11 protein-coding genes are annotated in these 14,474 nt (G+C 48.0%); 5 read left to right on the top strand and 6 right to left on the bottom strand.

Annotated features, from left to right (window positions below):
• The first annotated feature begins 1 nt into the window (after nucleotide 1).
• Nucleotides 2-277 carry an HPr family phosphocarrier protein gene (locus KIO97_RS00875; RefSeq protein ID WP_005432843.1) on the top strand — a complete coding sequence of 92 codons (276 nt, stop codon included), beginning with the start codon at nucleotides 2-4 and terminating at the stop codon, nucleotides 275-277.
• A gap of 166 nt (nucleotides 278-443) precedes the next feature.
• Nucleotides 444-1,799, top strand: a complete 1,356-nt coding sequence (gene mgtE / locus KIO97_RS00870; RefSeq protein ID WP_010450444.1) for a magnesium transporter — start codon at nucleotides 444-446, stop codon at nucleotides 1,797-1,799.
• An 83-nt stretch (nucleotides 1,800-1,882) separates the two neighbouring features.
• Here mgtE and pmbA read toward each other — a convergent pair whose 3' ends face one another.
• On the bottom strand, nucleotides 1,883-3,226 hold the full coding sequence (gene pmbA / locus KIO97_RS00865) for a metalloprotease PmbA (protein WP_285380538.1): 1,344 nt from the start codon (nucleotides 3,224-3,226) through the stop codon (nucleotides 1,883-1,885).
• Nucleotides 3,227-3,336: 110 nt separating this feature from the next.
• Here pmbA and yjgA point away from each other — a divergent pair, with 110 nt between their 5' ends.
• Nucleotides 3,337-3,861: a ribosome biogenesis factor YjgA gene (yjgA, locus tag KIO97_RS00860; protein WP_010450448.1), complete on the top strand. Its 525-nt coding sequence runs from the start codon at nucleotides 3,337-3,339 to the stop codon at nucleotides 3,859-3,861.
• Between the two features lie 65 nt (nucleotides 3,862-3,926).
• On the opposite strand, the gene KIO97_RS00855 is transcribed toward yjgA, so the two are convergent.
• Both KIO97_RS00855 and rluA read right to left on the bottom strand, forming a co-directional pair.
• Complete coding sequence (locus KIO97_RS00855) at nucleotides 3,927-4,889, bottom strand: D-2-hydroxyacid dehydrogenase (protein ID WP_285380536.1); 963 nt, start codon at nucleotides 4,887-4,889, stop codon at nucleotides 3,927-3,929.
• Nucleotides 4,890-4,921: 32 nt separating this feature from the next.
• A complete protein-coding gene (rluA, locus tag KIO97_RS00850) occupies nucleotides 4,922-5,674 on the bottom strand; it encodes a bifunctional tRNA pseudouridine(32) synthase/23S rRNA pseudouridine(746) synthase RluA (protein WP_045403521.1) in 753 nt (250 codons plus the stop codon).
• Between the two features lie 238 nt (nucleotides 5,675-5,912).
• On the opposite strand from rluA, the gene KIO97_RS00845 reads away from it, so the two are divergent.
• A complete protein-coding gene (locus KIO97_RS00845; RefSeq protein WP_285380534.1) occupies nucleotides 5,913-7,178 on the top strand; it encodes an NRAMP family divalent metal transporter in 1,266 nt (421 codons plus the stop codon).
• A gap of 99 nt (nucleotides 7,179-7,277) precedes the next feature.
• Here KIO97_RS00845 and rapA read toward each other — a convergent pair whose 3' ends face one another.
• Entirely contained in the window at nucleotides 7,278-10,187 is a 2,910-nt protein-coding gene (gene rapA, locus KIO97_RS00840; protein ID WP_038862592.1) for an RNA polymerase-associated protein RapA, read from the bottom strand.
• 537 nt (nucleotides 10,188-10,724) lie between these two features.
• Between rapA and KIO97_RS00835 the strand changes: the two genes are divergently transcribed.
• On the top strand, nucleotides 10,725-12,101 hold the full coding sequence (locus KIO97_RS00835) for a PhoH family protein (protein ID WP_038864538.1): 1,377 nt from the start codon (nucleotides 10,725-10,727) through the stop codon (nucleotides 12,099-12,101).
• Nucleotides 12,102-12,171: 70 nt separating this feature from the next.
• Here the strand turns inward: KIO97_RS00835 and tldD are convergent, their stop codons facing one another.
• Complete coding sequence (gene tldD / locus KIO97_RS00830) at nucleotides 12,172-13,617, bottom strand: metalloprotease TldD (RefSeq protein WP_010450465.1); 1,446 nt, start codon at nucleotides 13,615-13,617, stop codon at nucleotides 12,172-12,174.
• Nucleotides 13,618-13,628: 11 nt separating this feature from the next.
• On the bottom strand, nucleotides 13,629-14,450 hold the full coding sequence (locus tag KIO97_RS00825) for a carbon-nitrogen hydrolase family protein (protein ID WP_285380529.1): 822 nt from the start codon (nucleotides 14,448-14,450) through the stop codon (nucleotides 13,629-13,631).
• Between the last annotated feature and the right edge of the window lie 24 nt (nucleotides 14,451-14,474).

Below are 14,474 nucleotides of genomic sequence, written 5' to 3'. Positions count from 1 at the left end.
GGTGGAATTAAGTCGTAAAGTACTGATCCAAAACCGCCTAGGCTTGCACGCTCGTGCGGCAGTTAAACTGGTAGAACTAGCACAAAGCTTCGACGCGGTGATCACCATCGACAACGAAGAAGACAAAACCGCGACCGCAGACAGCGTCATGGGATTGTTGATGCTGGAATCAGCCCAAGGACAATACGTGACCATCCACGCCACTGGCGATCAATCTGAGCAAGCTCTTGATGCGGTTTGCCATTTGATTGAAGATAAGTTTGACGAAGGCGAGTGATTCACTCGCTTTTTTATTATCTCTAGCCAGATATCCCACATAAGTTTCACCTCCTGCTTAAATTCCGATAAATAATTTTGTCGACTTTCATAAGTTGTTATTAAAAGGTGCCTAGAATTAAGTTATTATTCAAAGCATTGTAAATATCAGGAATTGGGAGGAATGAATGGCAGAGCAAATAGAATTCGACCAAGCTCACCAAGCCCTCCAAGAAGTCACTGAAGCGCTGGAAAACGGCCGCTTCGTCCATGTTCGTCGACAACTTCAGGACATGGAGCCTGAGGATATTGCCCACCTTTTAGAAGCCTCCCCACGTAAAAGTCGTGAGGTTCTTTGGCAACTCACCGACCCAGAAGATTACGGTGAGATTCTTGACGAGCTAAACGAAGACGTTAAAGACAGTCTTGTGTCCAAAATGGCTCCTGAAGCGCTTGCAGAAGCGACAGAAGGCATGGACACCGATGACGTGGCTTACGTACTGCGTAGCTTGCCTGATGACGTCTCACGTGAAGTTCTCTCTCAGATGGACTCTGCCGATCGTCTGCGCGTGGAAACCGCCCTATCCTACCCTGAGGATACCGCGGGTGGACTGATGAACACCGACGTAATCACCATTCGTGGTGACGTTGATGTGGATGTAGTCCTGCGTTATCTACGTATGAAAGGCGAACTGCCTGAAGCAACTGATGCGCTGTACGTCATTGATGATGAGAGCAAACTGATTGGTGAACTACCGATCACGACGCTGATCACCACACAACCTGATGTCAAAGTCAGTGAAGTGATGGAAGACGCCGACGATGCAATTACAGTGGATACCAGTGACTCTGATGTCGCTAGCCTGTTTGAACGTCGTAACTGGGTATCTGCTCCGGTTGTCGATGAAAACCAGCATCTTGTAGGTCGTATCACCATCGATGACGTGGTCGACGTTATCCGTGAAGATGCCGAACACTCAATGATGAGTATGGCGGGTATGGATGACGACGAAGATACCTTCGCGCCTGTAGTAAAGTCTGCTCGTAAACGTAGTATTTGGCTTGGTGCCAACGTACTTGCTGCACTAGCCGCTGCTTCTGTCTCCAACATGTTTGAAGCGACTCTAGACCAAATGGCTGCGATTGCCGTTTTGATGACCATTGTACCTTCAATGGGTGGTGTGGCAGGTAACCAAACCGTTGCACTTGTTATCCGTGGCTTAGCGCTTGGTCATATCGGTGATTCAAACAAACGCGAACTCTTGATGAAAGAAGCCGCCATCGGCTTGCTAAACGGCATCATGTGGGCGCTGATCATCGGTGGTATTGTGGTTGCTTGGAAAGGTAACTGGATGCTTGGTGGGATTATCTCGGCAGCCATGCTGACCAACCTACTTGTAGCAGGTGTTGCGGGTGTAACTATCCCAATACTATTGAAGAAGATGAACATCGACCCAGCACTCGCTGGTGGTATGGCGCTAACGACAGTGACCGATGTAATTGGTCTTTCAGTTTTCCTCGGTCTCGCAACCTTGATGATTTAGCCTCTGTAATGACCTGTCGATTACGAACAATAAAAAAGCCTGATGAACACATCAGGCTTTTTCGTATCTAGCGGTTAGTGAGTTTACTCACCAGCAACCTTCATGGTATCCAACAAGATAGAACCCGTTTGGATTTGTGAGCGTGTTTCTACATCGCTACCCACAGCCACAATCTGATTGAACATGTCTTTCAAGTTACCCGCGATAGTAATTTCAGATACTGGGTATTGGATTTCACCGTTTTCAACCCAGAAACCTGCAGCACCACGAGAGTAATCGCCAGTCACAACGTTCACGCCTTGACCCATGGCCTCTGTTACCAGTAGACCTGTGCCCAGCTCTTTCAGCATTTGCTCGAAGTTTTGACCTGTCGACTTCACGTACCAGTTGTGGATTCCACCAGCGTGACCCGTTGGGTCCATCTTCATCTTGCGAGCGGCATAGCTGGTTAGCAAGTAAGTAGCTAAAACACCATCGGTGATGATTTCACGATCTTGCGTGTAAACGCCTTCGCTATCGAACGGGCTGGAAGCCAATCCGCGCAGTACGTGTGGACGCTCAGAAATGTTGAACCACTCAGGCAATACTTGCTTACCAAGATGATCCAATAGGAAAGAAGACTTACGGTATAGGTTGCCACCGCTGATAGCCATCACTAGGTGACCAATCAAGCCTGTTGCTACATCCGCAGCAAACATCACCGGGTATTTGCCTGTCTTAAGCTTTTGCGCATCAAGACGGCTGATGGTTTTCTCTGCAGCGTTGCGACCAACCGTTTCTGGTGTCCAAAGATCATCACGATGACGCGCAACGGTGTAGCTGTAATCACGTTCCATCTCACCGTTTTGACCCACACCAATCACACAACAGCTGGTGCTATGACGGCTGGATGAGTAGCTGGCTAACAAGCCGTGACTATTACCATACACTTTTACGCCGTAGTGGCTATCGTAGCTTGCACCATCGCTTTGCTTAATCGCATCGCTGTAGTTCAACGCTTCTTTTTCAGCAGCAATCGCGATTTGCGCTGCGTAGTCTGGATCGGGAGCATCTGGGTGGAAAAGGTCTAAGTCTGGTACCTCTTTCACCATGTATTCTTTTGGAGCAGGACCTGCGAATGGGTCTTCTGATGTGTATTGAGCAATGTCTAGTGCTGCTAAGACCGTTTGCTCGATAGCAGCTTCACTCAAGTCAGATGTGGAAGCACTGCCTTTGCGTTGACCACGGTAGACGGTGATACCCAGTGCGCCATCGCTATTGAATTCAACGTTTTCCACGTCACCCATGCGAGTGGAAACACTCAAACCTGTGCTCTTGGTGATTGCGACTTCAGCGGCATCAGACTTCGCCGCAGCGATTTCTAGTGCACGTGAAACGGCTTGTTCTAGCTCGGTACGTTGCTCAGCAACCTGCTGTTTAATATCCATTGTCTTTCACATCATGTATTCGATGCACAATAGAATAACAAGAATTTCGCTTTCTCCCCACGATTCTTGTTAAAATAGTCATAATATTAATCAAAACACAGGCAACTGAAATGGCACGTAAGAATCAAAAAGCGCCATGGGAACCAGAAGAAGAGATCATCTGGGTAAGTAAATCCGAGATGAAGCGAGACATGGAAGAGCTGCAAAAGCTAGGTGAAGAGCTTGTAGGCCTAAAGCCAGCTGTTCTAGATAAGTTTCCATTGAGCGAAGACCTACGAGAAGCGGTTGCTGATGCACAACGCTTTAAAAACGAAGCGCGTCGTCGTCAGCTACAACGTATTGGTAAGCTAATGCGTTACGAAGATCCAGAACCAATCCAAGCGGCACTGGATAAAATCCGCAACAAGCACTCACAAGCGACTGCTGCTCTGCACAAGCTAGAAGCGCTGCGTGATCGCGTTGTGGAAGAAGGCGATAAAGCGATTGATGACGTAATGGAACTGTACCCAGAAGCGGATCGTCAACGTCTACGTCAACTTGCTCGCCAAGCAGCGAAAGAGAAGAAAGCCGGTAAACCAGCAAAATCTTACCGTGAAATCTTCCAAATTCTTAAAGCGTTTGAAGAAGAAATGTAATTCAACGCTTAAGAACGTAAAAAGCAGACCTTTGTGTCTGCTTTTTTCATGCCTATTTTCTGCTGTTACGCTAAGCGATTAAGACTTTCACCGCGCTCAAAGGCGTTAATATTCTCAATCAAGATTTCAGCCAAACGCTGAATCGATGAATCACTACCCCAGGCAACGTGTGGCGTCAGCAATAGGTTCGGCAAGTGCATATTGGCAATCAGCGGATTACTCTCATTGGCGGGCTCTTGGGTAAAGACATCAACCCCAGCACCAGCAATCTCACCTTGCTTTAAGCCGTCCACTAAAGCTTGTTCATCCACCAAGCCACCACGTCCGGTATTAATCAAAATCGATGTAGGCTTCATCAACTTGAGTTCTGCCTCACCAATCAAATTACGTGTTTCATCATTCAGTGGACAATGTAGTGTGATGGCGTCCGCTTGCTCAAGAACCTCAGCAAAAGAAACATAACCTTCTCGGCACTCCGTTACGCCTTTGCGCTCCGAAAACACCACGTTCATCCCTAACGCTTGTGCCAGTTTTGCTGTTGCTTGACCTAATGTGCCGCTGCCAACCACACCCAAAGTGCTACCTGCCACATCGCCAATCGGATGCGTAAAGAAACAGAACTGTTTATTGCGTTGCCACTCGCCCGCTGCGATATCTTGGTGATAACCAAACAAGTTACGACGCAAAGCAAACAGCATAGCGATAACGTGTTCTGGCACAGAGCGAGTCGCATAGCCACGCACGTTCGCGACCGCAACATTGTGCTCAGCGCAATAGTTGATATCGACGTTATTGAACCCCGTGGCCGCCACAGCAATCATCTTGAGGTTAGGAAGTTGAATGAGAACAGATTGGTCGAGCACCACCTTGTTGCTGATCACGATATCCGCATCAGCAAGACGCTCAACAACTTGCTCAGAAGAAGTCAGATCGTATTCCACCCAATCATGGGCAAAGCTTGGACGAGGTATTTGAATTTGAGTGGGGATGGTCGCGCGGTCGAGGAAGACTACTTTAGGCAGTGACATAACAACTCCTTGTTCACTGCCTAAAGATGAATTTATGGGCGAGGCAGTGTTTTGTAATCTGGTAATTTACGCTCTGGGTCGAAATAGTCAAAGATCATCGCTTCCGCTTCCGGGTAAAAATCACAAGGAACAAAAATGCTGCGCAGCCAATGGCATTTCGGATGGTAAAAGCTCAACTCAGCGGCGTGCAGTTCTAGGCGCTCAGAGAAGGCTTTCGCTTCTTCAGTTGCGTAAAACTCATCGCCTACAATCGGGTGACCTAATGCTTGCATGTGAACTCGCAATTGGTGTGAGCGACCAGTGATCGGCAACAAACGTACAATCGTCGTCTTTGAACCATCAGGATGCTCTTCTCGCTTCGCTACTTGGAAAAGCGTCTTAGAAGGTTTGCCATCTTCAAAACACACTTTCTGCAACGGACGATTAGGCCAATCACAAATCAGCGGCAGGTCAATCTCACCCTCTTCTTGCTCTATATGCCCCCAAACGCGCGCGTAGTAAATCTTATGCGTCAATCGGTATTGAAACTGTTTCTTTAACGCGCTTTCTGCACGTTTGTTCTTCGCCAGTACCATCAAACCGGAAGTGCACATATCCAAGCGATGCACGACTTGAATATCTGGATACTGCTCAGTGAGTCGACTCCACATACTGTCATAGTGCTCAGCGAGACGCCCCGGCACAGAGAGCAAACCAGATGGCTTGTTTACCGCCAAAATTTGCTCATCTTCAAAAACGACATCAATCCAAGGGTCGGTTGGTGGATTGTACTCAAGCATTGCCATGGGCAGGATCTCTACAGAATAAAAACGCGCTGATTATACCCAAGAGCCTTCAAGATGCATGCACAAAACACGTTTAATTTTCTCACCAACAAGGGGCGATATAACTTTTTAAAATAAAGAAAGTTAACAAGTCAAATTACCAACAAAAATAAAAGCAAAACAAGTTGTAAAATTAAATTGACAACCATACTGGGCATGTTACTTATAGTTTATCGTTGATGAACAAGGACAATAACAAATGGAATCTGCAGTACCAGATCAACCCCAATCCAAAATCTCCCAATTTGTACGCTCGTTGGGTCCCGGCATTCTCATGGCTTCTGCCGCAGTAGGTGGCTCTCACCTCGTTGCTTCAACAAAAGCTGGTGCCATTTATGGCTGGCAACTCGCCGTGCTTATCCTGCTGGTAAACCTTTTTAAATACCCATTTTTCCGAGCAGGCGTGCAGTACACCATGGGTACAGGCAAAACCTTGGTTGAAGGCTACGCTAGGCTAGGTCGCCCATACTTATGGCTGTTCTTGTTTCTCAGCTCCGTTTCTGCGGTGATCAACACAGCAGCACTTTTGATGTTCAGTGCTAGCTTGTTGGGCTACTTCATTCCATTTTCATTGTCGATGGCGTCACTCAGCATCATTGTATTGGTCACGTGCTTGGTGATCCTATTTGCTGGTCATTACAAAGCGCTGGATACGCTCTCAAAAGTCATCATGACAGTACTGACCATTGCGACATTACTAGCAGTAGCGATTGCGTTTGGTAATCCGGTAGAGCCTGTTGCGAACTTTGAATCCCCTTCTCCGTGGTCAATTGCAGCAATCGGCTTTATCGTCGTGACCATGGGCTGGATGCCAGCACCAATCGAGATCTCTTGTTTGACGTCTGCGTGGCTAAAACGCCAAACCAGCCAACAAGAAGTCACCGCAAAATCTGCGTTGTTTGATTTTAACGTCGGCTACATTGGTACGGCAGTATTGGCGTTGGTGTTTGTATCGCTAGGTGCGTTGATGCTACACGGCTCAGGCATCGAGCTTAAAAGCTCTGGCGTGGGCTTCTCCCACCAGCTAGTCGGCTTGTACGCTGCGACTATTGGTGAGTGGTCACGCTACCTAATTGCGGTGATTGCGTTCTTCTGCATCTTCGGCAGTACAATTACGGTGATTGATGGCTACTCTCGTGTCATTTCAGACTCTCAACGTCTACTACGCTCACAACCAGAGACTAACCCAAAAGCCACGTCAGCGATCATGCTTACGGTATCGGTCTTGGCATTAGGTATTGTGGTGTTCTGGGCGTCAGCACTACTACCAATGCTGAACTTTGCTATGGTACTGGCGTTTATGACGACACCGTTCTTCGCGCTACTGAACTACATTCTGGTGAGCAAAACCGACTTACCTAAGCCATTAGCGCTGGGCCGTAAATTGAAGTGGTTGTCGATTGCTGGCTTGATTTACTTATTCGGCTTCTTAGCGCTGTTTATTTGGTGGAAGTGGCTAATGTAATTAGCTGCGAGCGATTAACCGAACCGCTGAGGTAAACTAGACTCAGATAAAGAAAAAGGTCTTCAATTGAAGACCTTTTTTCATGTGTTTGAACGCTGATTAGTTGTGGCTGACCACAATCAGACGTAGCGAATCTAGCTGGACCTGAGCTTGGTTGATGTAACCTGTTAGCTCTTTGATTTGTTCTTCAATCGATTCAATTTCTTCATCACGGATGTTCGGGTTAACCGCTTTCAGTGCTTGTAGACGCTCAAGCTCGGCATTCAAGCTTTGTTGCATGTCTTGATGCGCTTGCTTACGAACTTCTTCCACTTTCTGCTCAACCAATGCGTCACCCGCTTCGATTAGGCTGTGAATGTCTTTCTGTACTGATGTCACTAGCTTGCTGCCTAGGTGACGGTTTACCGGGCTAAGCTGACGGTTGAAGCCTTCAAACTCAACCTGAGAAGACAGATCGTTACCACGAGCATCCATCATCATGCGAATTGGCGTCTTCGGTAGGAAACGAGTAATGCCGCTGCGTTTTGGTGCTTGTGCATCCACCGCGTAAACCAACTCAAGTAGGATAGTACCCACTGGTAGCGCTTTGTTCTTCAGCAGAGAAACCGCAGAGGTACCCACACCTTCGCTCATCAGCAGATCAATACCGCCTTGAATCATTGGGTGTTCCCAACTGATGAAGTGCATGTCTTCACGAGATAGCGCTGTATCACGGTCAAATGTGATAGTCGCACCTTCGTATGGCAAGCCTGGGTAGCTTGGCACCATCATGTGCTCAGATGGCGTTACCACAAGTGCGTTCTCGCCTTTGTCGTCTTGGTTCAAGCCAATGGTGTCGAACAGAGACAATGCGAACGTTACTAGGTTTGTATCACCGTCTGTCGATGAGATTTTCTCAACAATCTGCTGCGCTTTCTCGCCGCCGTTTGAGTGCATCTCTAACAGACGGTCACGACCTTGCTCAAGTTGTGATTTCAGCTCTTTGTTCATCTTCGCTGATTCTTCAATCACTTCATCAAGGTTTGAAACATCACCAGACGCCAGCATTTCAATCAGCGCATCAGAGTACTTATCGTAAACCGCGCGACCTGTTGGACAGGTTTCAGCAAACGCGTTCAGACCTTCATCAAACCAACGAGCAAGAATCGCTTGTGACGTGTCTTTTAGGTAAGGCACGTGGATATCGATATCACGCTTCTGACCGATACGGTCCAGACGACCAATACGCTGCTCTAGCAAGTCTGGGTTGAACGGTAAATCGAACATCACAAGCTGGTTAGCAAACTGGAAGTTACGACCTTCTGAGCCGATTTCGCTACAGATAAGAACCTGTGCGCCGCCCTCTTCTTGTGCAAAGTAAGCAGCCGCTTTGTCACGCTCAAGAATCGACATGCCTTCGTGGAATACAGTTGCACGAATACCTTCACGCTCACGTAATGCTTGCTCAAGTTGCAGCGCGGTGCTTGCACGAGAAGCGATAACCAGCACTTTGTCGCTGCGTTTCTCTTTTACTTTCTCAAGTAGCCAGTTCACACGTGAGTCAAATTGCCACCAGCTTGAATCTTCGCCTTCAAATTCTTGGAAGATTTCTTCTGGGTAAAGGTTCTTCACCGCGCGTGCTTCTGGCGTCATCTTGCCGCCGATCATGCCTGATACACGCATTGACGTGGTGTACTGCTGTGGAATGTCCATTGGCATTAGATGTACGTTACGCTTCGGGAAGCCTTTGATTGCAGCACGCGTGTTACGGAACAGAACGCGACCAGTACCGTGACGGTCCATTAGGTTATCGATCAGTTCTTGGCGCGCTGACGCTTTCGCTTCTTCATCACTGTCGCTTTCGATAATGCGGAATAGCGGCTCAACGTCTTGCTCAGAAAGCAGTTCAGTAATTTGGTTTTTCGCTTCGTCAGGCAGTTTCTCACCAGAGAACAGCGAAGTGATAGCATCCGCCACTGGTGCGTATTGCTCTTCTTCTTCAACGAATGCATCGTAATCGTAGAAACGATCTGGATCTAGCAGACGTAGACGAGCGAAGTGGCTCTCACGACCTAGCTGCTCTGGTGTTGCCGTCAGCAGTAGCACACCCGCAGTGCGTTCTGCCAAGCCTTCTACCACTTGGTATTCGCGGCTTGGTTTGTCTTGGCTCCATTCTAAGTGGTGCGCTTCATCGACAACCAATAGATCCCACTCGCCTTCTAGCGCTTGCTCGAAACGCTTGCGGCTCTTACGTAGGAAATCCAGTGAGCACAGCACATATTGCTGCGTATCAAATGGGTTTTCAGCTTCTGCGAACGCCTCAATACAACGCTCTTCATCGAAGATAGAGAAGTGCAGGTTGAAACGACGCATCATCTCAACGAGCCACTGGTGTTGCAGTGTCTCGGGCACCACGATAAGGATACGTTCAGCACGACCGGACAGCACTTGCTGGTGGATGATCATGCCCGCTTCGATGGTTTTACCCAGACCAACTTCATCCGCTAGCAATACGCGAGGCGCGTGACGACGACCCACTTCATGTGCGATATATAGCTGATGAGGGATCAAGCCTGCACGCATGCCACACAGACCACGCATTGGGCTCTTGTGTTGCTCAAATTGGTTTTGTAGCGCACGGTAGCGAAGTACAAAGTTGTCCATGCGGTCGATTTGACCTGCGTACAACTTGTCTTGCGGCTTGTTAAAACGAATGTGGTTGCTTAGGAAGATTTCACGCAACACGATCGCCGTTTCTTGCGTGTCTTCACGAGTACCGAAATAGGTGTATAGACCTTCATCTTCCAGTACTTCTTCAACTTTTAATGACCAACCTTCTTGGCAATCGATGACATCACCGACGTTGAACGTTACTCGGGTAACTGGTGCATCGTTACGTGCGTAAACTCGGTTTTCCTCTGATGCTGCAAACATCAATGTCACAGTACGAGCATCCATTGCTACTACGGTACCTAAACCTAAATCGCTTTCCGTATCGCTAATCCAGCGCTGCCCCAAAGCAAATGTCATGAATTGACTACCTCGTTGTTGTTTCTTGTTGGTCTCTACCCATCCCGATGGGCATGGATAATAAGTTTAGATCTGATTCTGGCTTCTGCTATGCCAATCGTGCTTGTCATGCCACTTTGCGCTGTGCATTTTTAAGCCAGCTGAACATGATAAATCGGGCGTAGCCTATACGCAGAAAAAGGTCGCTAATCTTACTTGAAGCTGTGATTTAGGTCACGCCGAAACCGCCCAGAGGGGCAACTTTTTTTCCTGAATTAGGAATGCAATCAAATTGTAAAAAACTCATGACAATTATTAAGTTGTAAGAAGTAAATTTTACGTATACTTCTATTGAGGGGCGCTTAGAGTCATCAAACATGATTTGAGCGCATTTAGTACACGATTAGGATCAACACGGGTTTGCAGTAAGTTGTCTTGCTACTCGGTTGCGCACTAACCGACATTGCCCGACAACCTCTATTGCAAGCAATCAGAGTTAGGAAGACTGTTCCTTCTTAGCTACTAGCCAGCAAAGCCGCGCTGCGGCAAGGAGACGCTATGGGCGATACCGATCGGAAACTGTTTGTACTTGATACCAACATTCTTCTTCATGAACCCTTCGCCATCTTCTCTTTCCAAGAACACGATGTCGTCATCCCAATGACTGTGTTGGAAGAACTCGACCGAATCAAAGACAGTAAACGTGATGTAGCAAGGGATGCACGCGTTGCGATTCGCGCTTTGGAAGATCTGTTTAGAGACGCAACACCGGATGAAATCTCAGAAGGTATTCCGGTTTCTAAAGATAACCCAAGCCAAGGCACCATCTCTATTTTGGCGGACTTCGAGTTGCAGGAAACCGTCAAAGCTTTCGCCGACAAAGCCGGTGACAACCGCATACTCAATGCGGTGCTTTATCTGCAAAACAAACGTGCTCCACGAGAAGTGGTGCTCGTAACCAAAGACATCAACATGCGTTTAAGAGCCAAAGGTGCTGGTGTACGCTTCGTTGAAGACTATCGTACGGATCAACTGATTGATGATATCCAATACCTCACCAAGGGCTTTCAACAACGTGAAGGCGATTTTTGGAGTGGTGTGGACGAGGTTGATAGTTACGCACTGGGCGGAAAAACGTTCCATAAACTCAGCCGCGAACCGTTCGAGCCGACCTTTATCAACCAATACGTGATTGATGAAGAGAGTGATTTTGTAGGACGAGTAGAAACCATCAATGAGGATAAGGTTACGCTGCTCGACCTGAGTCGTGAGCGCATGATGCATCGTCGCGCTTGGGACATTACACCGAAAAATATCTACCAAGGCATGGCGATGGATGCCCTACTCGACCCTGATATTGATTTGGTGATTCTGACTGGTGCCGCCGGTAGTGGTAAAACGCTCCTTGCCATGGCTGCGGCATTGGAACAAACCATTGAGAAAGGCATGTTCGATAAGATCATCGTAACGCGTAACACACCAGACATTGGTGAGTCGATTGGTTTCTTACCGGGTTCGGAAGAAGAGAAAATGATGCCTTGGTTAGCAGCGGTGACCGATACCTTGGAAGCGCTGCACAAGAACGACCACTGCACTGAAGGTTCGATGAAGTACATCTGCGATAAAGCCAACATTCAGTTTAAATCGATCAACTTTATGCGTGGCCGCTCGATCCAGAATGCATTTGTCCTACTCGATGAGTGTCAGAACTTAACCGCTTCACAAATCAAAACCATCATCACCCGTTGTGGTGAAGGCACCAAGATTGTGTGTTCGGGTAACTTGGCACAGATTGACTCTCATTACCTCACGCCAGTGACGTCTGGTTTGACGTATATGGTTGAACGCTTTAAGAACTTTGAAGGCAGCGCCAATATTCACCTCAATGGTGTGGTGCGAAGTCGCTTAGCAGAGTTTGCTGAAGAGAACCTATAACGAATACTCTCCCCTTAAAAACAAAAGAGCGCTCAATGAGCGCTCTTTTTAATTCTGCTTCAGGTGAAGTTTACTCAGTACCACCCACGGTGATGGAATCGAGCTTCAATGTTGGCTGACCAACGCCAACTGGTACGCTTTGACCCGCCTTACCACACACGCCAACACCTCTGTCGATGCTTAGGTCGTTACCCACCATAGAAACTTGCTGCATCGCTTCAATACCAGAGCCAATCAGCGTTGCACCTTTCACTGGGCGAGTGATTTTACCATCTTCAATCAAGTACGCTTCCGATGCTGAGAACACAAACTTACCAGAAGTGATGTCCACCTGACCGCCACCGAAGTTTGGTGCGTACAGGCCTTTCTTCACCGTAGAGATGATCTCTTCTGGTGTGTGCTCACCCGGTAGCATGTAAGTGTTAGTCATGCGTGGCATTGGTAGATGCGCGTAAGACTCACGGCGGCCGTTACCTGTTGGGTTTACACCCATTAGGCGTGCGTTTAGCTTGTCTTGCATGTAGCCCTTAAGCACACCATTTTCGATAAGCGTGTTGTATTGACCGTTCACACCTTCATCATCGACGTTCAATGATCCGCGTAGGTCTTTTAGCGTGCCATCATCCACGATAGTACAAAGCGGAGACGTCACTTGCTCACCCATCTTGCCAGAGAATACTGACGACTCTTTACGGTTGAAGTCACCCTCTAAACCGTGACCTACCGCTTCGTGCAGCAATACGCCCGGCCAGCCAGAACCTAGTACCACAGGCATCATGCCTGCAGGTGCTGCTTCTGCTTCTAAGTTCACTAGCGCCATACGAATCGCTTCATCAGCGAATTGGAAGGCTTGCTTCACACCGTCTGTTTCAGACAAGAAGAAGTCGTAACCGAAACGACCACCGCCACCGGCGCTACCGCGTTCACGGCGATCGCCTTTTTCAGCAAGAACACTGATTGATAGACGGACAAGCGGACGAATATCGCCAGCATAAGTACCGTCGGTTGCTGCAACCAACATTTGCTCATGCACACCGCTGATGCTGATAGATACTTCTTTGATCATTGGCTCTTTGGTACGGATATACGCGTCCAGAGACAACAACAGTTCGGTTTTTTGTTGCTTTTCCCAGCTTGCTAGTGGGTTTACCGCATCGTAGTAAGCTTGGTTATCAGAGCGTTTGAATGCGTGCACTTTGCCGTTTTGACCTTGCTGCGCAATACCACGCGCTGCAATTGCACTTTGCTTCAAACCTTCTAGTTGAATTTGGTCTGAATAGGCGAAACCGGTTTTCTCGCCTGTGACTGCTCGTACACCGACACCACAGTCAATATTGAAAGAGCCATCTTTAATGATGCTGTCTTCTAGAACCAGAGACTCGTGCCAGCTGGACTGAAAGTAAATGTCCGCATAATCGATCTGGCGCGTCGCAATGCTCGCTAGTGTGTCAGCGATGTCTTGCTCTGTCAGACCGTTTGGGGCAAGGAGTGCCTGTTCTATTTGGTTTATGCTCATAGTTAGCTCTTTTATTTCCGTTTCAATTCATTTTGAAAGCGACTGTGTTGAGTCAGCGGCATATTCTGCCTTACTTGCTGGTTGTGTGACAAATCTATCTCAGCCACCAGCAAGCCTACTTGGTCATTCAATTGTTGGTGAACACCTCCCCAAGGGTCAATCACCATGGAATGCCCCCAAGTTTGACGGCTACATGGGTGCGTTCCCGTTTGCCCGCAGGCAAGAATCCAGCATTGGGTTTCAATAGCACGCGCTCGAAGTAACACTTCCCAATGTGCTTCTCCCGTTACCGCGGTAAAGGCAGCGGGTACAACTATAATTTGAGCCCCTGCTAAGCGTAACGCTTTAAACAATTCAGGAAAGCGTACGTCGTAGCAAATACTTAAGCCTACCGTACCCATATTGGTCTCTGCCGTCACGATGCGATTGCCCGCGACAAAGGTATCCGATTCACGATAACTGCCATGCCCATCGGCGACATCCACGTCAAACATATGCAGCTTATCGTAGTGAGCAATACACTCGCCTTGCGGTGAGAAGACCAATGTCGTCGTGGTAACACCTTGCTCAGCGCGGATCGGTATGCTGCCCACAATTAAAGTCAGTTGGTGGTGCTGTGCGATATCAGATAAACGCTGCTGAATTGGACCGTCACCCAAAGTTTCTGCGTTCTGATGATACGCCTCTCGGTTGGCAAATTGTGTGGCGTTTTCTGGTGTCACAACCAGCTTCACACCTTGCTCAGCAGCCAAGGCACATTGCTTAGCAATGAAGTCCAGATTCTGCTCGATATCTGGACCCGATGTCATTTGAATGATGCCAACACGTTCCATGTTTTCTATTCCTTGTTCGTCAGA

Origin of the sequence: Vibrio sp. B181a (assembly GCF_030248375.1) — a bacterium.
GTDB classification, from domain to species: domain Bacteria; phylum Pseudomonadota; class Gammaproteobacteria; order Enterobacterales; family Vibrionaceae; genus Vibrio; species Vibrio campbellii.
This window is presented reverse-complemented; position numbering and strand designations above follow the sequence as displayed.

Coding starts and splice junctions, on each gene's coding strand:
- mgtE (WP_010450444.1), top strand. CDS start 444: ATGGCAGAGCAAATAGAATTCGACCAAGCTCACCAAGCCCTCCAAGAA.
- pmbA (WP_285380538.1), bottom strand. CDS start 3,226: ATGGATATTAAACAGCAGGTTGCTGAGCAACGTACCGAGCTAGAACAA.
- yjgA (WP_010450448.1), top strand. CDS start 3,337: ATGGCACGTAAGAATCAAAAAGCGCCATGGGAACCAGAAGAAGAGATC.
- KIO97_RS00855 (WP_285380536.1), bottom strand. CDS start 4,889: ATGTCACTGCCTAAAGTAGTCTTCCTCGACCGCGCGACCATCCCCACT.
- rluA (WP_045403521.1), bottom strand. CDS start 5,674: ATGGCAATGCTTGAGTACAATCCACCAACCGACCCTTGGATTGATGTC.
- KIO97_RS00845 (WP_285380534.1), top strand. CDS start 5,913: ATGGAATCTGCAGTACCAGATCAACCCCAATCCAAAATCTCCCAATTT.
- rapA (WP_038862592.1), bottom strand. CDS start 10,187: ATGACATTTGCTTTGGGGCAGCGCTGGATTAGCGATACGGAAAGCGAT.
- KIO97_RS00835 (WP_038864538.1), top strand. CDS start 10,725: ATGGGCGATACCGATCGGAAACTGTTTGTACTTGATACCAACATTCTT.
- tldD (WP_010450465.1), bottom strand. CDS start 13,617: ATGAGCATAAACCAAATAGAACAGGCACTCCTTGCCCCAAACGGTCTG.
- KIO97_RS00825 (WP_285380529.1), bottom strand. CDS start 14,450: ATGGAACGTGTTGGCATCATTCAAATGACATCGGGTCCAGATATCGAG.